The 18,469-nt window shown below is 66.8% G+C and carries 20 protein-coding genes and 1 pseudogene; 4 read left to right on the top strand and 17 right to left on the bottom strand.

The window, feature by feature from the left end; translation table 11 throughout:
• Nucleotides 1-6: 6 nt before the first annotated feature.
• From ACFQDH_RS21515 to ACFQDH_RS21525, 3 genes are all read right to left on the bottom strand, one after another.
• A complete protein-coding gene (locus tag ACFQDH_RS21515; protein WP_382404409.1) occupies nucleotides 7-672 on the bottom strand; it encodes a hypothetical protein in 666 nt (221 codons plus the stop codon).
• Entirely contained in the window at nucleotides 669-962 is a 294-nt protein-coding gene (locus ACFQDH_RS21520) for a hypothetical protein (protein ID WP_382404410.1), read from the bottom strand. The genes ACFQDH_RS21515 and ACFQDH_RS21520 overlap by 4 nt, the downstream gene beginning before the upstream one ends.
• 102 nt (nucleotides 963-1,064) lie before the next feature.
• A complete protein-coding gene (locus ACFQDH_RS21525; protein ID WP_382404411.1) occupies nucleotides 1,065-2,522 on the bottom strand; it encodes an NAD-dependent succinate-semialdehyde dehydrogenase in 1,458 nt (485 codons plus the stop codon).
• Between the two features lie 55 nt (nucleotides 2,523-2,577).
• Here ACFQDH_RS21525 and ACFQDH_RS21530 point away from each other — a divergent pair, with 55 nt between their 5' ends.
• Nucleotides 2,578-3,255, top strand: coding sequence for a copper homeostasis protein CutC (locus ACFQDH_RS21530; RefSeq protein ID WP_382404412.1), 678 nt, complete (start codon nucleotides 2,578-2,580; stop codon nucleotides 3,253-3,255).
• Here ACFQDH_RS21530 and ACFQDH_RS21535 read toward each other — a convergent pair.
• From ACFQDH_RS21535 to ACFQDH_RS21585, 11 genes and pseudogenes are all read right to left on the bottom strand, one after another.
• Complete coding sequence (locus tag ACFQDH_RS21535; protein ID WP_382404413.1) at nucleotides 3,249-4,706, bottom strand: M81 family metallopeptidase; 1,458 nt, start codon at nucleotides 4,704-4,706, stop codon at nucleotides 3,249-3,251. The two genes, ACFQDH_RS21530 and ACFQDH_RS21535, sit on opposite strands and share 7 nt — an antisense overlap.
• A pseudogene (locus ACFQDH_RS21540) lies at nucleotides 4,703-6,615 on the bottom strand (M3 family metallopeptidase). Before ACFQDH_RS21540 ends, ACFQDH_RS21535 begins: the two are co-directional and overlap by 4 nt.
• A 25-nt stretch (nucleotides 6,616-6,640) precedes the next feature.
• On the bottom strand, nucleotides 6,641-7,510 hold the full coding sequence (gene mutM / locus ACFQDH_RS21545; RefSeq protein WP_382404414.1) for a bifunctional DNA-formamidopyrimidine glycosylase/DNA-(apurinic or apyrimidinic site) lyase: 870 nt from the start codon (nucleotides 7,508-7,510) through the stop codon (nucleotides 6,641-6,643).
• Complete coding sequence (gene rnc / locus ACFQDH_RS21550) at nucleotides 7,503-8,264, bottom strand: ribonuclease III (protein WP_382404415.1); 762 nt, start codon at nucleotides 8,262-8,264, stop codon at nucleotides 7,503-7,505. Before rnc ends, mutM begins: the two co-directional genes overlap by 8 nt.
• Before the next feature lie 16 nt (nucleotides 8,265-8,280).
• The gene (gene rpmF / locus ACFQDH_RS21555) at nucleotides 8,281-8,475 is read right to left on the bottom strand and encodes a 50S ribosomal protein L32 (RefSeq protein WP_382404417.1); all 195 of its coding nucleotides are present in this window, start codon (nucleotides 8,473-8,475) and stop codon (nucleotides 8,281-8,283) included.
• A gap of 1 nt (nucleotide 8,476) precedes the next feature.
• On the bottom strand, nucleotides 8,477-9,058 hold the full coding sequence (locus ACFQDH_RS21560) for a YceD family protein (protein ID WP_382404418.1): 582 nt from the start codon (nucleotides 9,056-9,058) through the stop codon (nucleotides 8,477-8,479).
• 100 nt (nucleotides 9,059-9,158) lie between these two features.
• The gene (coaD, locus tag ACFQDH_RS21565) at nucleotides 9,159-9,665 is read right to left on the bottom strand and encodes a pantetheine-phosphate adenylyltransferase (protein ID WP_382404419.1); all 507 of its coding nucleotides are present in this window, start codon (nucleotides 9,663-9,665) and stop codon (nucleotides 9,159-9,161) included.
• Nucleotides 9,666-9,696: 31 nt separating this feature from the next.
• Complete coding sequence (rsmD, locus tag ACFQDH_RS21570; RefSeq protein WP_382404420.1) at nucleotides 9,697-10,272, bottom strand: 16S rRNA (guanine(966)-N(2))-methyltransferase RsmD; 576 nt, start codon at nucleotides 10,270-10,272, stop codon at nucleotides 9,697-9,699.
• A complete protein-coding gene (locus tag ACFQDH_RS21575; protein ID WP_382404421.1) occupies nucleotides 10,269-12,473 on the bottom strand; it encodes an ATP-dependent DNA helicase RecG in 2,205 nt (734 codons plus the stop codon). Before ACFQDH_RS21575 ends, rsmD begins: the two co-directional genes overlap by 4 nt.
• Nucleotides 12,474-13,295, bottom strand: a complete 822-nt coding sequence (locus ACFQDH_RS21580; protein WP_382404422.1) for a DAK2 domain-containing protein — start codon at nucleotides 13,293-13,295, stop codon at nucleotides 12,474-12,476.
• Nucleotides 13,235-13,987, bottom strand: a complete 753-nt coding sequence (locus ACFQDH_RS21585; RefSeq protein ID WP_382404423.1) for a DAK2 domain-containing protein — start codon at nucleotides 13,985-13,987, stop codon at nucleotides 13,235-13,237. The genes ACFQDH_RS21580 and ACFQDH_RS21585 overlap by 61 nt, the downstream gene beginning before the upstream one ends.
• 183 nt (nucleotides 13,988-14,170) lie before the next feature.
• On the opposite strand from ACFQDH_RS21585, the gene rpmB reads away from it, so the two are divergent.
• Nucleotides 14,171-14,365 carry a 50S ribosomal protein L28 gene (rpmB, locus tag ACFQDH_RS21590; protein WP_166118878.1) on the top strand — a complete coding sequence of 65 codons (195 nt, stop codon included), beginning with the start codon at nucleotides 14,171-14,173 and terminating at the stop codon, nucleotides 14,363-14,365.
• Nucleotides 14,366-14,559: 194 nt separating this feature from the next.
• Here rpmB and ACFQDH_RS21595 read toward each other — a convergent pair whose 3' ends face one another.
• The 3 genes from ACFQDH_RS21595 to thiL form a co-directional block, all read right to left on the bottom strand.
• A complete protein-coding gene (locus tag ACFQDH_RS21595) occupies nucleotides 14,560-14,871 on the bottom strand; it encodes a hypothetical protein (protein ID WP_382404424.1) in 312 nt (103 codons plus the stop codon).
• Nucleotides 14,872-14,899: 28 nt separating this feature from the next.
• Nucleotides 14,900-16,567 (bottom strand): sodium:solute symporter family protein, encoded by a 1,668-nt coding sequence (locus tag ACFQDH_RS21600; protein WP_382404425.1) that lies wholly within the window; start codon nucleotides 16,565-16,567, stop codon nucleotides 14,900-14,902.
• 219 nt (nucleotides 16,568-16,786) lie between these two features.
• On the bottom strand, nucleotides 16,787-17,665 hold the full coding sequence (gene thiL, locus ACFQDH_RS21605) for a thiamine-phosphate kinase (protein ID WP_382404426.1): 879 nt from the start codon (nucleotides 17,663-17,665) through the stop codon (nucleotides 16,787-16,789).
• Between the two features lie 123 nt (nucleotides 17,666-17,788).
• On the opposite strand from thiL, the gene ACFQDH_RS21610 reads away from it, so the two are divergent.
• Together ACFQDH_RS21610 and ACFQDH_RS21615 are read left to right on the top strand one after the other, a co-directional pair.
• On the top strand, nucleotides 17,789-18,022 hold the full coding sequence (locus ACFQDH_RS21610; protein WP_188838156.1) for an Lrp/AsnC family transcriptional regulator: 234 nt from the start codon (nucleotides 17,789-17,791) through the stop codon (nucleotides 18,020-18,022).
• Nucleotides 18,019-18,468, top strand: a complete 450-nt coding sequence (locus tag ACFQDH_RS21615) for a DUF3515 family protein (RefSeq protein WP_382404427.1) — start codon at nucleotides 18,019-18,021, stop codon at nucleotides 18,466-18,468. Before ACFQDH_RS21610 ends, ACFQDH_RS21615 begins: the two co-directional genes overlap by 4 nt.
• Nucleotide 18,469: the final 1 nt, after the last annotated feature.

Consider the following 18,469-nt stretch of genomic DNA (forward strand, 5'->3'; position numbering starts at 1 on the left):
AACCGTTCAACCACGGCGGTGTCCACGGAAGCTGCGCTGCACCCGGTCTCTGTTCGAGGGTGCCGGCAACAGCCGCACCGAGGTCGGTGGCGGCGTCCAGTCCGCCGGCGGGCGTATCGGTCCGGTCCATCGCGGCGGCCGGATCGGCTGACCTCGAACCTGGCCGCCGGGCGGGCGCACCGGCCCAGTCCACCGAGGCGGCATGATCGGCTGACCCCGGACCCAGCCGCCAGGCCGGCGCACCGGCCCGGTCCACCGGGGCGGATCAATCGGCCGGCGCAGGAGCAGTTGCCTCAGCTCTGACTCGACCTGCATCGATTGCTGATGGAAACGCCGTCGCAGCAGATTGATCCGCTCCTCGATGGCCTTTCGCTCCATGGACGCGTTTTCGGGCAGACGCTGCACCCGCACCTGGGCATCACTTAGCTCGTGGGCAAATCTGCTCGTGAGCACGCCCAGCCGCTCCACTGCGATTCGCGCTCCCCGCACCGTGCCGCGATGCGCGTGGGCCATCGCGCCGAAGGACGCCGCGGCCGTCCCCGACCAGCGCGCCATGGTGCTGTCGGCCGCCCCACCCAGCGCTTTCTCGAGCCGATAAAGCTCGAGAGCCAGCGCACCGCACCGTCGCCCGGCGCGCAACAACACTGCAGCATCACCGCCCAGCGATTTCATGACCGCTCCGCGAACACGACGCGAACCAGCCAGTCCGTCCGCCGGTACGCGCCTGCCGCCGTGTCGAGGTGCCCGGAGATCGCCTCGGTCTGCTCCCGCACGAACTCGGTGACCTGTGTCAGCGGCGGACCCAATACACCTGACGCATCATTGCTTTCGGCTCCGCTGACGCCGTGCCGCACATCGTCGGTGATCGCTCGTGCGAGCATCGTCAGGCCGTCATCATGGGCGCCGCGAAGCAGCGCAGCTGCCGACTCCAGCGAGCCCGGATCGACCGTGGACTGCCCCATCGCCGACTCCCTTCCTCGTCCTCAGAGCGAGACTAGGAGCCGGCGACGATCAGCCGCAGAAGTTATCCACAGCGCCGCAGTGACTGGAGCATCTCGGAGACTTCAGAGCGCGAGTCCGACGTACTTCGTCTCGAGGTATTCCTCGATACCTTCGAAGCCGCCTTCGCGACCGAAGCCACTGGCCTTGACTCCACCGAACGGTGCTGCAGGGTTGGACACCACGCCTTGGTTGACCCCGACCATGCCGTACTCCAGCGCCTCGCTCACGCGCAGCACCCGGGCATAGTCGCGGGTGAAGAAGTAGCCGACCAGTCCGAACTCGGTGTCGTTCGCGCGTCGAATGACGTCGGACTCGTCGGTGAACGTCTGTATGGCGGCCACCGGCCCGAAAATCTCCTCGCGCGCCATCGCCGCATCGCCCGGCAGACCAGTGATCACCGTCGGCGTGAAGAAGAAGCCGGCGCCTTCACGCTTGCCGCCGCCAGTGACGATCTGCGCACCGCGACCGGTCGCGTCGGCGACGAGACCCGTCACCTTCTCGATCGCCTTGGCGTTGATCAGTGGTCCGACATCGACGCCTTCGGCCATTCCGTCACCGACGGTCAAAGACGCCATCCGCGCGGCGAACTTCTCACTGAATTCGGCCGCGACGTCCGCGTGCACGAAGAAGCGGTTGGCAGCCGTGCATGCCTCACCGATGTTGCGCATCTTGGCGAGCATCGCGCCATTGACCGCCGCGTCGATGTCGGCGTCGTCGAAGACGATGAACGGCGCATTGCCCCCGAGCTCCATCGACACCCGCAACACCTGCTGCGCGGACTGCTCGATGAGCTTGCGGCCGACCGGGGTCGAGCCGGTGAAGGTCAGCTTGCGCGAGCGCGGATCGCGGATCAGTGGCTCCATGACCTCGCCGCTCTTGCTGGTGGTGATCACGTTCAGCACGCCGGCGGGCAGGCCGACCTCTTCCATGACCTGCGCGAGGTAGAGCATCGACAGCGGCGTCTCGGCCGCAGGCTTGACGACCATCGTGCACCCAGCGGCGATCGCCGGCCCGATCTTGCGGGTGCCCATCGCCAGCGGGAAGTTCCACGGCGTGATCATCAGGGTCGGACCTACCGGCTGCTTCATCGTCATCAGCCGGGTCGCGCCATTCGGAGCGACCGAGTAGCGACCGGACACGCGGACCGCTTCCTCGGCGAACCACCGGAAGAACTCCGAGCCGTAGGCCACCTCGCCACGCGACTCGGCAAGGGGCTTGCCCATCTCGAGCGTCATCAGCTCGGCGAACACGTCGGTGCGTTCCACGATGAGTTCGTATGCCGCGCGCAGGATTTCGCTACGGTCCCGTGGTGCTGAACGTGCCCACTCCGCCTGCGCCTCTGTCGCCGCGGCAAGTGCTGCCGCCCCGTCCGCGACAGACCCGTCGGCAACACGCGCCAGCTCCGCGCCGGTTGCCGGATTGTCCACTTCGAGCGTGGCACCACCCTCGGCGTCCCGCCAGCTGCCGCCGATGAACAACTGCTTCTTGACCTGCTCAACAACCGAAGACGTCTTTGTCATGGAGCTAGCGTGCCACCCGTCGACCCACCCACGCAGGGGGCCCAGAATGATGCGCATGAATCGGACACTCGAAGTGATCGTCACCAGTGCGGAGGATGCGCGCGCGGCGACCGATGGTGGCGCCGATCGGCTTGAGCTGATCACGGATCCAGAGCAGGGTGGTATGACGCCCGAACCTGACGTGGTCCGAGCCGTCCTCGAGTCGACCAAGCTTCCGGTTCGGGTCATGATCCGCCGCACCGAGTCTCACCACCTGACCGAGGAGACCGTCGATCTGCTGTGCGCAGATATCGAATCATTACCGATGGCAGCGAGTTTCGTCTGCGGTGCAGTAGATGTCGCCGGGGTCCCGTCGCTCGGCCTCGACCCGGTGATCGCTGCCATGGCCGGCCGGCACTGGACATTTCACCGCGCCATCGACGATGCGCCGGATCTGCCGGCCGGCGTAACCGCTGCGCTGTTCCTGCCGGGATGCGACTACGTGCTGACCGCCGGTGACCCCGCAGGCGTCGGTGCCGGGCTGCCGCGCCTCACGGCGATGCTGCGAGATTCGGAGCTCGCCGCCGCGCTCCTGGTCGGTGGTGGCGTGACGGCCGACAATCTCCCGACGCTGCTTGCCGCGGGTGCGCGAGGCATCCATCTGGGTCGAGTCGTGCGTGCCGACGGCAGGTGGGATCGGCCCGTCCAAGCCGGTCTCGTCCGTGCCGCTGCTGACCTGGTGCACGGTCACTGAGCGAAGCCGAACACCTCGACCTCGGCCCGCCAACTGTCGTCGATTGCATCGAAAGGGTGCAGTGGGTGCTGGAGGCGCTCGAAGTGCAGGTGATCGATCCGCTGGTCGACCGGGCCTTCAGTCAGCGCCATTGCCCAGCCGCTGCTCACCGCGTCCAACTCCGGCTCGAGATACCCGATCTTGTTGATCACCAACTTGGTTCGCGTGACGTCGACGCCGATCCGGGCATAGTCCGCGACGGTGTGGAACGGAGTCCGCCGTGTCGTCAGCAACACCTGCAAGCGCCCGACCGCGATGAGCGCAACATCGCCGGATCCATCACTGACCAGCCGCCGAACGACGCCACGCAGTCCCACACGCGCCGGCCAGCCGAAGCAGCCTCCCACCCGCTCATCGAAGTCGCCGCCGACACCGACCCGCTGCGCCGCCCGCACGCCGTCGGGGTCGACGAGGGCGGTCCAGATCGCGTCACCTGCCCCGTCGGTGACTCGCCTGTCCGCGAGCAGTGTGTCCAAAGTCGTTGCCACATCACCGGATCCGCCTGCCGTCGGGTTGTCTCCGGTGTCACTGACGAAGAAGGTCCCGTCGGTCGCCGCAGCCGCCTCATCCAACGCCCAGGACAAGCTTCCCGTCGGACCGCAAAACGTGAAAGCATCACGCGCAGCGACGAATTCCTCTGCCAACCGCGCACATTCACGCTGTATGGCGCCAAGGTCCTCCCCGACCACCACGACGGCAGCCGACGTTCGAGGTTCGTCCGCCCAGGCGTAGCCGACCCACAAGGCCGCCTCCCACACGCCGTCGGGAGGATTGGCCAGCGACCGGTAGAGGGACGCCGCCGGCTCGACCCGCGTCGATGTCTTCTCCCCCGGCAGGGCGACCGGGATCCGGCACCACGCACGTGCCGGGCTCACACCCGATGTCAGGGCGCGGGCCAAAAGCCCAGCGGCGCGGTCCCGCGTGTCCGACTCGTCCACATGCGGCGCGGTCCGGTAGCAGGTCGGCAGGTCCACCAACTGCGCGAAGTCGCGCGACACCTGACCGTGCAGGTCCATGGCGGCCGCCAGTACGACATCCGCTCCACCGGCGGCGTCCCGCACCTGCTCCGCCAGATCGGCCTCGGCGTCGTCGAGACCGTCGACCAACATTGCTCCGTGGATGTCGAGCAGCACACCGTCCCAGGGCGCCCCGTGCCGCACGGCGGCCAGCACGTCGTGCAGCAGGGCGTCATACACCGCACGCAGGACCGGGCCTCCCGGCAACGCTCGCGAAACCGGCCCAGGCACGAAGTCCACCTCGCCGAAGCGGCCCGCTTGGACGGCCGGAAAGCGGTCCAGCACCCGGTCGCCGACGCGAACACCGAAGTCCGCCATCGCTGTTCGGTGCGGCGCGAACGAAGAGCACTCGGTGCCGATGCCGACGATGATCGCCCGCGGACGCGACCCGCTCACTCAGCAAGCCACGCCGCGTAGGCGTCGAATGTGTAAGAGCGCCCGAGGAAGTCGGCGACCAGGTCAGCAGCGTCCTTGCTGCCGCCCGGCACCAGGACCTTGTCGCGATAACGTCCAGCCACCTCGGCGTTGTAGAGGTCAGCGGTGTCGAACGCGCTGAACATGTCCTTCGCGATCACCAGCGACCACATGTAGGTGTAGTAGCCCGAGCTGTAGCCGTCCAGGTGGCCGAACGCGGCGTGGAAGTGAGTGTCCGGCACATACGGGAAGACCGAGTACTGCGCCTGCAGGTCACGCACCACGGCGGTCAGGTCGTCATACCGGCGCAGGTGCAGGTTCAGCGAGAGTGCCGCGTAGAACATCTGGGTCCGCGCCTGGAAGCCCTTGCCGAAGTCGTCCGCACGACGCATCTTGGCCACCAGATCGGCCGGAATCGTCTCTCCTGCCTCGTTGGTCGCGAAAGTCGCCAGGACATCGGCGTCCCAGGCCCACTCTTCGAGCATCTGGCTGGGCGCCTCCACGAAATCCCATTCGGTCGCGACCCCCGCAAAGCTGATCCACTCCTGGTCACCGCCGAGCACGTGATGGATGAGGTGCCCGAACTCGTGGAAGAGCGTCACGACCTCGTCGTGCTCCATCAGCCCGCGACCGAAGTTGCACAGCAGCACACCCTCCGGCAACTGTCGGCCACGCAGCCCGCCGCGCAGGTCGAACTGCGCCGCGTGCTTGTACTTCCCGTCCCGCGGATGCAGGTCGAGGTAGATCCGGCCGATCCGCTCCCCTCCCGCAGCACGTCGTATGACGCCACCTCCGGGTCCCAGGTGACCGCGTCGACCGACTCGAACGAGATCCCGAAGAGCCGCCCGGTCACGTCCAGCAGACCCTGCCGGACCTTCTCGAACGAGAAGTAGGTGCGGACCTGCTGTGCGTCGACGGCGTATTGCTCCTTGCGCACCAACTCCGAGTAGAAGGACAGGTCAGGTGATGAGATGTCCGTGGCTTCCGGCACATCCTGCTGCAAGCGTTGCAGCAGGACCGACTTGTCGCGTTGCGCACTCTCGGCGGCCGCCTGAGTGATTTTCTCGATGAATTCGCCGATGGCAGAGGCGCTTCCGATCATCTTCACCTCGGCATCGAAATCCGCCCAGGTCTCGTAACCGAGCAGCTTCGCGTGCTCTGCGCGCAACTCGAGCAGCCGCTGCAGCACGGCGTCGTTGGCCGGCCAGGCGACGTTGAGGCGCTCGAGGGTCATCGCCATACGGGTGGCGGCGTCCTTGCAGAAGGTGATCAGCGGAATCGCATCCGGGTAGTCCGTCGTCACGGTGACCAGACCGTCATCGCCGGCCGGGTGCGACTCCAGCCAGTCCTGCGGCATACCGGCGAGTGCTTCCGGCGGTACGGCGATCGTTCGCACGCCCTCGCGAATGTTCTTGCTGTGCTCCTGGCTGGCCTTCAACTCCAGCTCGGCGAGCTCGCTCAACCGGGCTCGGGTCTGCTCGTCCTGGTCGACACCGCTGCGGCGGAAGTCACGCAGCGTGTGCTCCAGGAAGCGCTGAGTCACGTCATCGAGCCCGGTCGCGTCAAGCGATGACAGGATGCCGAACAGCTCCGGGTCCATACCGAGCTCGGTGGAGTAGGCATCCAACCGCTGCATGGCCTTCTCCGCCGCGTCCCGGACCGCTCCAGTCGGATCGGCTTCGGCATACACCCCGGCGACCCCTGCGGCGTCGGCGAGCGCGACATGGATGTCGTTCCACGCGCGCAGCGCGTCCAGAGTGTCGGAGGGAGTCGTGGTCTTGAAGGAGGTGACGAGCGAGCGCGCCCGGTCGAGGCCCCCGTCGCAGGTCCGCTCGACCCACTCGAGCGCAGCGTCGGCGGTCGGCAGGGTCTGTGGTTGCAGAGCAGTCATGCCAGCAACCTAACCGGGCCGGTCGTCAGGCGGTGACGCGCGGCCTGCGCTGACACCGAGGGCAGCTGAAGGACGAGCGATTCATGAATGACTCGCGCACCATCAAGGTGCCGCACCGGCGACACGGTTCGCCTTGCCGCCCATAGGCATTCAGCGACCGCTCGAAGTAGCCACCGGCACCATTGACGTTGACATACAGGCTGTCGAAGCTCGTGCCGCCATGGCCAAGGGCCTCGGTCATCACCTCGGCAGCATGATCGAGCACCCCGCGCACCGCTGCAGCGGTCAGCCGCTCGGTCGGTCGCTCACCGTGCAGCCGCGCCCGCCACAGGGCCTCGTCCGCGTAGATGTTCCCGATACCCGAGACCAGCGACTGATCCAACAGCGCCCGCTTCAATTGGGTCTGTCGGCGCCGCATCGCCCGGTTGACTGCCTGCTGGTCGAAGGCAGCCTCGAGCGGGTCCGGCGCGATGTGGCCGATGATGTCCGGCACTGATCCGGGGCCGAACGGATCAGGCACCAACGCGACGAGTTGCAGCCCACCAAAAGTGCGCTGGTCCACGAAACGCAATTGGCGCCCGTCGGACAGGTCGAACACGGCGTGAGCGTGCTTCTCCCGAGGCGAGTCGGGAGCTTCGATGAGTAGTTGCCCACTCATCCCGAGGTGTATGACGAGGGCCTCGACCGCACCGTCCAGCTCCAGCCACAGATACTTCCCGCGGCGCCGGGCACTGGTGACCGAGCGTCCGCGCAGCCGATCGGCCAGGTCGATCGGTCCGGGAACGTGTCGCCGCGCGACACGGTGTCCGAGGATCTGTACGTCCTTCAGGGATCGGCCGACCACGTGCGCGGCGACGCCACGCCGGACGACCTCGACCTCGGGGAGCTCAGGCACTTCCGGCGGATTCCTCCGCGGCATCGGCTCGAGCCTTCAGCGACTTCCAGGCGATCTCGGCAGCCTGCTGTTCGGCGGACTTCTTGTTGCGGCCAACCCCTTGACCGAGCTTCTCGTCGGAGATCAGCACTGCCGCGGTGAACGTCTTGTCATGGTCGGGGCCGTCCTCTGCCACGCGGTAGAACGGGACACCGAGTCCGAGTGCGGACGAGATCTCCTGGAGCGAAGTCTTCCAGTCCAGGCCCGCACCGAGGGTTGCCGACTGCTCGATGAGGGTGTCCATCAAGCTGTGGATCAACGCCGTCGCGCCGGGGATGCCGCTGCACAGGTAGACGGTCCCGATGACCGCTTCCATCGTGTCGGCCAGGATCGAGTCCTTGTCGCGACCACCGGTGGTCGTCTCGCCACGGCCCAGCTTGAGGAAATCGCCCAGCTCCAGCTCCCGCGCCACTTTGGCGAGCGCAAGCGAATTGACAACGGCCGCACGGAATTTCGCCAGCTGACCTTCGGGCAGGTCGGGGTGCTCGTGGTAGAGGTGATCGGTCACGACCACGCCCAGCACCGCATCGCCGAGGAACTCCTGGCGCTCGTTGTGCGGGATGCTGCCGTTCTCGTAGGCGAACGACCGATGTGTCAGAGCACGCGAGAGCAGCGACTCATCGACAACCTGCCCGGATCGCTCTTCGAGGATCCGGGCAAGGTCGGCGACGGGCCGCTGTGCGTGTTCGGGACGCTGCCGCTTGCTGGGGCTCACGTCGTCGAAGAGACCGTCAGGCCTGGTGCTCGGTGCGCTCCGCGGCGCTGTAGTGACGGTCCTTGTAGGTACCGCACGCTGGGCACGCGATGTGCGACTGCTTGGGCGCGTTGCACTGCGGGCAGGTCGACAGCGCAACCGGCGTCGCCTTCCACTGCGCGCGGCGGGACCGGGTGTTCGAGCGCGACATCTTGCGCTTCGGGACAGCCACGTCAATTCCTCTTCTCGTCGTAGTCGGTGTTGTTGTCGTCGCTGGCAAGTTGGGCCAGCGCCGACCACCGGGGGTCAATCACTTCGTGGTGGTGCGTCGGGTCGTCCGCGAGCAATGCTCCACATTCGGAACACAGGCCCGGGCAGTCTTCCCGGCATACCGGCTGGAACGGCAGTGCAGGCACCACCGCATCCCGCAGCACGGGCTCCAGGTCGGCGAGATCGCCATCCAGCTCGTGCACGTCTTCCTCGTCGCCGTCCTCCACCTGGTGGTGATGGGCGGCCCGATCGGCGTAAGCGAACAGCTCCTGAAACGGGACCTCGATCGGTAGATCGACGGGCTCCAGGCACCGCACGCAAGCACCGGTCGCCGTGGCGCGCACCGTGCCGGTCACCAGAATGCCTTCCATCACCGACTCCAGGCGCAACCGCAAGGTCATCAGTTGACCTTCCGGCACGCTGATCACATCGGTGCCGAAGTGTTCAGGTGCCGCCACCTGCACTTCACCTTCGAGCATCCCGCCGGGTCGCCTCGGAAGCTCCTTGGTATCAAGGGCCAGTGGGCGTCGCGTATCGGTATGCATCACAGTGTTTCGCAGGAGACATGGCACGGTCTCACGCGGGTACGACGAGACCGAAGAGCAAGGTTACCGGGTAAGGCGCCCGTCTCCCAAACCGGCGCCGTCACCGCGCGCGGAACTCTCCGGAAAGCTTGTCCAGCAGCGGCTGGAGAACAGGCTTCGGCACCATCGCTCTGACGTCGGCGCCGCGTTGCGCGATGAGCCGGATCAGCGAGCTCGAGTAGTGCGTGTATGCCGGATCGCCCGGCAACAGCAGGGTTTCGAGCCCGGTCATCTCGCGGTTCATCAGTGCCATCGGGAGCTCGTACTCGTAGTCGGTCAGTCCACGGATCCCTTTCACCAGCACGGCGGCGTCGAGCTCGCGGCATACGTCGACGATCAGCTGGTCGCCGAAGGCGAGCACACGCACGTTCGGTAGATCCGCGGTCGCCGCCTCGATGAGGTCGATCCGCTCCTGCGGACTGAAGGTGCCCTGCTTGGCGGTGTTGTGCAGTATGGCGACCACGACCTCGTCATACAGCGCGCTGGCGCGGGCGATCACGTCCAGATGGCCGTTGGTGATCGGGTCGTAGGAGCCAGGACAGACACACCGCCGGGGATTGCCACTCATAGAACGAAACTGTAGGCCAGCGGCGGTCGTCCTACGCGGTGTCGCCCTCCGGGACGTACTCCGCGAACCAGCAGGTGGTCTCGCCGTAGCGACGTGGACCGATCAACTCGACGCCGGCCGGCCACATCGGCTCGGCGGACCTGCTCGAGCGCTCCACGACCAGGAGCGCATCGACCGCCAATGAGCCGTGCTCGACCAAACCCGCGAGCACGCCCGCCAGCGCCTCGTCCCCCACTGCGTATGGCGGGTCGAGAAACACCAGATCCGCGAGCGGCGACAGCGGGGCACTCACCACGGCCTCGACCGTGCCGGCGCGCACCTGCACACCGGCGAGACCGAGGTGCCGCACGTTCTTGTCGATCGTCGCTGCTGCCTTGCGATCCGACTCGACCAGTAGCGCCGAGACGGCCCCACGCGACACGGCCTCCAGCCCGAGGGCACCGGAGCCGGCGTAGAGGTCGACGACATGGCTGCCGGTGATCGCGTCGAGGTGTTCCAACCGCCCGAAAACTGCCTCGCGGACCCGGTCCGACGTGGGCCGGGTGCCGGAACCCGGTGGGGTTACGAGCCGCCGGCCGCCGGCCAGCCCGGAGATGATGCGTGTCACCCGCGCTCCAGGAAGGCCGCTTGTTCGTCGCTGAGCCGGTCGGCGACCAGCTGCGCCAGTCGCGGATGATCGGCCAGCTCCGGATCGGCGTCGATGATGGCCGTGGCGTCCTCGCGGGCGAAGTCGATGAGCTCGACGTCCGAGGGATGGCTGAGCCGCAGCAGCCGCAGCCCGCTGCGGGTGCCGCTCTGCGCGGCACCGAGCACATCACCCTCGCGACGCAACGACAGGTCGAGATCGGCGAGCCGAAAACCATCGGCTGTGGCAGCCACCGCCTCCAGTCGCTCGACAGTCTCCGGGTTCTCGGTCTCGGTCACCAGCAGGCAAAGGCCGGCTGCTCCGCCACGCCCGACACGGCCGCGCAGCTGGTGCAACTGCGAGATACCGAAGCGGTCGGCGTCCATCACGACCATCACGGTGGCGTTGGGCACGTCAACACCGACCTCGATCACGGTGGTCGAGACCAGCACGTCTATGTCTCCCGCGCCGAACGACTTCATGACGGCATCCTTGTCCTCCGCGGACATCCGGCCGTGCAGCATCTCGATCCGCAAGCCGTGCAGCGACTGCTCGCTTCGTAGCCGCTCGAGCTGCTGGTGGACACCGGTCAGCTCACGCTGCGCTGCCGGCTCCTCGCCCTCGTCGTAGGCCTCAAAATCCGCGGGCGGCTCACCCTCGAACGCGACCTCCAACGATGCATCCATCGGGTCGCCGATGCGTGGGCACACGACATAGGCCTGATGACCGGAGCGCACTTCCTCGGCCACCCGCTGCCACGTCCGGGTCATCCAGGACTCCCGGTTGCCGGGCACGACGTGGCTGGCGATCGGTTGCCGCCCGCGCGGCAGCTCTCGCAGCACCGAGGTGTCCATGTCGCCGAAGACCGTCATCGCCACGGTCCGCGGGATCGGCGTCGCCGTCATCACTAGAACATGCGGCGGCCGAACGCCCTTGGCACGCAACGCATCCCGCTGTTCGACGCCGAATCGGTGCTGCTCGTCGACGACCACCAAGCCGAGGTCGGCGAACATCACGTGCTCCTGGATGAGCGCGTGCGTGCCGATCACGATGCCGACCGGACCGGTCGCGATGTCGAGCAGAACCCTTTCCCGCTGCGATTTGGACATGGACCCGGTCAGCAGCGCGACCCTGGTGGCATTGTCGGCACCGCCGAGCATGCCTGCCTGGGCGAGCTCGCCGAGCATGGCACTGATGGACCGCTCGTGCTGCTGAGCAAGGACCTCCGTCGGTGCGAGCAGCGCCGCCTGGCCACCCGCATCGATCGCCGCCAGCATCGCCCGCAGCGCGACGATCGTCTTGCCGGAGCCGACCTCGCCCTGCAAGAGGCGGTGCATCGGGTGCCCCCGTGCCATGTCGTGGGCGATCTGTGCCCCGACCTCCTGCTGGCCTGCGGTCAGCTCGAAAGGCAGTCGGGCGTCGAATGCCTCCAACAGTCCACCGGAGACGGCGTTTCGAGGGGTGGCCTCTTCCTGGCGAGCCTGCGCCCGCCGCTGGGCGAGCACGGTCTGCACGACCAGCGCTTCGTCATACCGCAGCCGGCGCTTGCCGCGCCCCCAGTCGGCGTCCTGCACCGGCAGGTGCACGTGTTGGTATGCCGTCTGCAGGTCCAGCAGCTTGCGCTCGCGCCGAACTTCTTGCGGCACAGGGTCGTCCAAGTCGACCTGATCCAGCACCAGCCGCATCGTCTGGGTCAACTGCATGTCCGTGACGCCCTTGACCGCGGGATAGAGCGGGATCAGTCCGCCGCGATAGACCGGGTCGGTCTCCCCACCCGAGAAGAGCGTGTATTCGGGATGCGCCAGTTGCAGGGTGTGGCCGTAGGTCTGCATCTTGCCCCGGAAGACCCCGTGCGCGCCGGACACCAGCCGCTCCTCGTGGCCCCAGGCGCTGAAGAACACCAGGGACGCCTGCTGTCCGTCCTCGTCCTGCAGCACTGCGGTCAGCATTTTGCCCTTACGGCCGCGCATCGGGCGGGTCTGCGCAGACACGATCGTCGCCACGAGCACGGCATCGTGACCCGGCTGGAAGTCGGAGAGCCGGCCGCTCTTGCTGGCATCGAGGTAGCGGCGCGGAAGGAAGTCGAGCAGGTCGCCGACGGTCCGCAGCCCGCGGGCCTTCTCCAGCTTCGTGGCGGCCTTGCCGACGACCGGCTTCAACGAGCTGCTGCGGGTGATCGCCACCTACTCGACCCCGATGGTGAGCAGCGGCTCGCCGACACCACCGGCGACGTGCGTCACCTCCAGCGAAGGCCGCTCGTGGCGAACGGCACTCAGCAACCCATCGATCCGCGCGGCAGCGAGGCCTTCACCGGTCACCAACGTCACCAGCTCGGCATCGCCGCCGACCCCGATCAAGTCTCGAATCTGGCCCATGAGTGCATCATCCCCCGGGTCACCGACAACCCTGCTGCTGGCGACGTCGCCTGCTGCCTCACGCGCGGTCGCGCAGAGTTGATCGAATCCGGCGGCGGGGTCCAGCACCGCAGCGGCCGCGATCGCCTGTGCCGAATCGCGGCCGACCACGACGACGTGGTGATCGGGGCCGAGCGCCCGCGCGGCGTCATACGCATCCGGTGCGGCACACAGGAACAACGTGCCGGACCGACCGAGCCGCGCACACAGTGCTGCCTCGTCCCTCCAGTCGGTCACGGTGGTGATGCCGGCGCGTTGCAGCTGATGCGCCACGCCCTGGCCGTTCGCAAGCGCCAGGACGGCGAATTCGGGTGGCTCCATGGACCGTTGATCAGCGAACCGAGTGATCCGGAATCGGTGCGCATGCCCCGAGCCGACTGCTGCGTTGACCGCTGCCGCCACGTCATCGACGTGCACATGCACGGAGTAGCGATCCGGCCCGCCGGCCACGACGAGCGAGTCGCCGAGATCGTGCAGCGTCGACTTCAGCACGCCGACAGCATCACTCGTGGTGTCGTCCAGCAGGAACATCACCTCGTATGACGGGCCGTCAAGCGGTGCGTGATCACCGCAGTCAGCCGGCAGATCCACCGAACCTGCGCTGTCCTTGCTGATCCGCAGCCAGTCCGGCTGTTCTCCCCGGTCGTGGCCAGCCCGCCGTCACCGTGGATCACGCGTTGCAGCGCCTCCAGCACCAGCAGGTAGCCGGCGCCGCCCGCGTCCACGACGCCCGCACGGCACAGGACCGGATTGTCGATCCGGGTCCGCAGCAGCGCGTCGCCGGCGCCTTTCACGGCAGCATCCACGACTCCAACAAGGTCGGCGGTGACCGAGTCGGCATCGGTCGCCGCCGAACCGGCAGCCTCCGCAACCGTCAGGATCGTGCCCGGCACAGGCGCAGACACTCCGTCGTGGGCCAACTGTGCGGCGCGCGTGAGCGCCAGCGCCAGCTGGTGCCCGCCGATCTGCTGGCCCCCGGCCGCCTCGACGACTTCACTCACGCCGCGCGACAGCTGGCTCAGAATGACGCCCGAGTTGCCGCGCGCTGCCGTCAATGTCGCCGCGGCCATCGCAGCGGTCGCGATGACGATGGTTTCCGGCGCCCGCCGGTCCAGCTCGTCGACCGCATCGCTCATCGTCATCAGCAGGTTGCTGCCGGTGTCACCGTCGGGCACCGGGAAGACGTTCAGGTCGTTCAGGGCATCCGCGTATGCCGCCAGGTCGGCACGTGCCGTGATGACCCATCGGCGCAGCGCTGCCAGATCGAGGTGGGCGAGCGGCATGAGACGCTGGGGACCTTTCCGGTTGAGGGACTGGGTTCCCCGAGCCTAGTCATAGGCGGGTGACCCGTTTTGGAGACCGGGCACTGCCTCGGCTACTCTTGTGCGGTTCCCGTTTGCGACCTGCCTTTCGTGGCATGCCTACGGGCCGGATCGTTTTTCAACCATTATCCAAGGAGATTCACCGTGGCTGCCACCTGCGACGTCTGCGGCAAGGGACCAGGCTTCGGTCACAACATCTCGCACTCGCACCGCCGCACCAAGCGTCGTTGGAACCCCAACATCCAGCGCGTCAAGGCGCTCGTGGGCGAGGCCGGTGTGACCCCGAAGCGTCTCAACGTTTGCACTTCCTGCCTCAAGGCCGGCAAAGTCAAGCGCTAGTCAGCGTCTTACGTCAAAAGCGGGCCGTCCCATTGGGACGGCCCGTTTTCGTATGCCGCGCCTGCCCCTGACCGAGAGGAGCAGCGAACGACCGAGAGGAGTACGGATTCCAGTGGAATCCGTACTCCCCTCGGTCTGCCGGTACTCCTCTCGGTCAGCGAGAGGCCGGAACCTGTCGGCGCAGGTCGGGCGGGTCAGTCGTCCTTCGGTCGGTTCGGGTTCGACATCTCGGCGGCAGCCTTGTCGCGCTCGAGTTCGACCTCGTCGACCACGATCGGCCGCAGGTAGCACCACAGCGCCATACAGACGGCGAAGATGAACATGCCCAGGCCACACCAGAGGTTGAGGTTGATGTCGTCGGCCCTGCGCTTGTCCTCCTCGGTGAAGTTGACCAGGCCCATGATGAACAGCACCACGCCGTAGATGCCCATCAAGGCGGCAATGATGTTGCGTACGTCGAACAAGCCGGCGCTGTGCTTGCGCGGAGTTGTTGTTTCAGCAGTCATGATTTTCAGCTCCTTTCGATGGGACCGGTCAGTGGAAGATCACGTTGAGGGCAATGACCATCACGAGTGAGACACTCGCCAGCTTCACCGGCGACAACCACCAGTGGGCGACGGCTGCCTCGGCGTGGTCCTCCTTGGGTGTCAGCGACTTGACCAGGCCGCGCAACTCCGACTCCGGTTTCGGGGCGGTGAATCCGGTGACGATCACACTCACGAGTATGTCGACCACGAACGCGGCGCCGGCACAGACGAAGCTCGCGCCCTGTCCCGACAATCCGATCCAGCCCTGGGACAGCCCGCCGAGCGCGTCCTGGGACGCGACGCCGACCACCACTGCTCCGAGCGTTCCTGCGACCAGACCCGTCCAGCCGGCGGCCGGACTCATCTTCTTCCAGAACATGCCGAGGATGAAGGTCGCGAACAACGGTGCGTTGAAGAAGCCGAAGAGCGTCTGCAGATAGCCCATGACGTTGTTGTACTGACTGGCGAACGCTGACGTACCGATGGCGATCACGGTCGCCGCGACGGTCGCGATGCGCCCGAAGTCCAGGTAGTACTTGTCGTCGCGGTCCTTGACGACATACGTCTGCCAGATGTCATAGGACATGACGGTGTTGAACGCCGAGATGTTGGCCGCCATACCGGCCATGAACGCGGCGAGCATGCCCGCGATCGCGACGCCGAGCAGACCGTTGGGTAGCAGGTCACGCATCAGGAAGAGCAACGCGTTGTTGTAGTCGTGCTTGCCCGATCCGGAGAACGCGCCCAGACCAGCTGCCGCCATACCCGGAATGATGATGATGAACGGGATGAACATCTTCGGGAAGGTGCCGATGATCGGCGCCCGCCGCGCCGAGTTCATGTCCTTGCTGACCATCGCGCGCTGGACCTCGACGAAGTTCGTGGTCCAGTAACCGAAGGACAGCACGAAGCCCAGACCGAAGACGATGCCGATCACCGACAACGTCGCGCTACCGAAGCCGGTCAGCCCTTGACCGGGCCAGGACTGCATCGGATCGTGGGCGAAGTTCTGGGCGTGCAACTTGTCCTTCAGGCCACCCCAGCCGCCGATCTTGTGCATCGCGATCAGCGTCAGCGGCAGCAACGCCGCGACGATCACGAAGAACTGCAGCACCTCGTTGTAGATCGCTGCGGACAGTCCACCGAGCGTGATGTACGAGAGAACGATGATCGCCGCGATGATCGTGGAGATCCAGATGTTCCAGCCGAAGAGCGTGTTGACGATGGTCGCCAGCAGGTAGAGGTTGATGCCGGCGATCAGCACCTGGGCCACCGCGAAGCTGATCGCGTTGACGAGGTGGGCCTCCGGCCCGAAGCGCCGTCGCATGAATTCCGGCACGCTGCGCACACCGGAGCCGTAGTAGAACGGCATCATCACCACAGCGAGGAAGAGCATCGCCGGGATCGCGCCGATCCAGTAGTAGTGGAAGGTCGCCATGCCGATCTGTGCACCACTGGCCGACATACCCATGATCTCGGTGGCGCCGAGGTTCGCGGAGATGAACGCCAGACCCGTGATCCACGCCGGAAGCGATCGACCGGAGAGGAAGAAGTCGACGCTGCTGGACACCTGGCGGCGCGCAACGAGGCCGATTCCGATGACGAAGACGAAGTAGAGCGCGATGAGGATGTAGTCGACCGGCCCCGCATCGAGTCTCAACGTGGACGAATCCATGTGCATGAGTTACCTGCGGCTTTCTGTGTGGCCACCGAACGACTCGATGGGACGCAGCGAAGTTGCGCGACTGCGCAGACATTACCTCGCAGGTAACAGATTCCAACGTCCGGTGTTGAGCGTTTCAGTCGGTCTTTGCCGAACCGAAATGATCCCACCCCACCTGAGAGCGCTCCTTGCCGCCGACGGTGATGCCGGATCCGGCTGCAACGGCGCCTATCACCCGCCAACCCGACGGCACCACGCCAGTCGGGAAGGTGGCCAGCAGGCTGTGTTCCTCTCCCCGGCCAACACACACGCCTCGGCGTCGGCCGCTCCGACTGCGCCGGTCAGTGCCTGTATGTCGCCCGCGAGCGCCGCCGGGTCGACGTCGAGCCGCACCCCGCTCGCGCGGGCGATTCGTCCGCCGTCCCGCAGCAAACCGTCGGAGATGTCGAGCATCGAGGTGGCTCCGGCGCGAGCGGCGACCGGGCCTTGTTCGGATGCCGTGCTCGGGCGACGTTGCGCCAGAACGAGATCCGTGTCCCTGTCCGGGGTCCCACTCTGCAGGAGAAGCAGCCCCGCCGCCGCTCGCCCCAAGGTTCCGTGGACGGCCAACACGTCACCGGGCCGTGCGCCGGACCGCAGCACGGCGGTGACTCCGTCGAGCTCGCCGAACGCGGTGATGCTGACCGTCCTGGTGCCGGCTGGTGCCGAGGAGAGGTCGCCACCGACCACCACCGTCCCGGCATCCCGCGCCGCGTCGGCGACACCCGTTGTGAAGTCGGCAACCCATTGCAGTCGCGTCCGTTCATCGGCGACCAGCGTGACGAGAAGACCGGTGCACCGGCCACCCATCGCCGCGATGTCCGCGACGTTCTGGACCACGAGCTTGTGCCCGACATCCGCACCGTCGGACCACTCATCGAGCCAGTCCCTGCCGAGCACCATCGTGTCTGTGGTCGCGAGCACCGCGCCCGAACGCACCTGCAGCAGGGCCGTGTCGTCGCCGGGCCCGATGAGCACGTCGTCGCTGGTCGCGAACCTCGGCAGCACCGTGTCCAGGAGTTCCTGTTCGTCGACATCGGCCAACGTGCGCGTGTCCTCGGAGTGCGTCATACCTGCTCAATTCACCCTTCGTCACCGCCTAAGCCTCAACGCACGGTAGCGTTTCGGCGGGCACGGCCGTCGTGCCGCCACCCCGTCCCGCGGGGCTTCGCAAGACACTCGGGAGACTACGCAATGGTTCAGGCCTACATCCTCATCCAGGCAGACCTCGGCCAGGCGACTGCTGTCGCCGCCGCGGTGCGCGAGATCCCCGGTGTGCTGTCCTCTGAGGACGTCACCGGGCCGTATGACGTGATCGCCCGCGCCGAGGCCGAGACTCTCGACAAGCTGGGCTCGCTGGTGGTCGCGAAGATCCAGGAGGCCCCGGGCATCATGCGCACGCTCACCTGCACCGTCGTTCACCCTTGAGGAGCGTCTTCCCGGCTGCCGCATGCGCGCTGGCGCTCACGGTCACTCTCGCCGCCTGCGGCGACAACACGGTCAAGGCCTCCCCCGCCGACCAGGCCTCAAATCCGTTGTGTGCCAAGGCTGCTCAGCATTGGCCCAACACCGTCTCCGGGCAGAAGTCACGCAAGGTCACCACGAAATCGCCGACCGTGCACGCCTGGGGTGACCCGGCGATCATCGTGCGTTGCGGCGTTGAGTCACCCGGGCCGACGGCCAGCGGTTGTGTCTCGGTGGACGGTATCGACTGGGTCGGCAGCAAGCTCTCCGACGGCGGCAGCTACATCACCTACGGCCGCTCCCCGGCGATCGAGGTTCTCGTGCCGACGAAGTACAACGAGCTGCCGCCGCTGGGTGCCTTCACCAAGGCGGTGCAGCAGATCCCGCAGGGCACGCACCGCTGCAGTTGAC

It is taken from the genome of Flexivirga alba (genome assembly GCF_042661025.1).
GTDB classification, from domain to species: domain Bacteria; phylum Actinomycetota; class Actinomycetes; order Actinomycetales; family Dermatophilaceae; genus Flexivirga; species Flexivirga alba.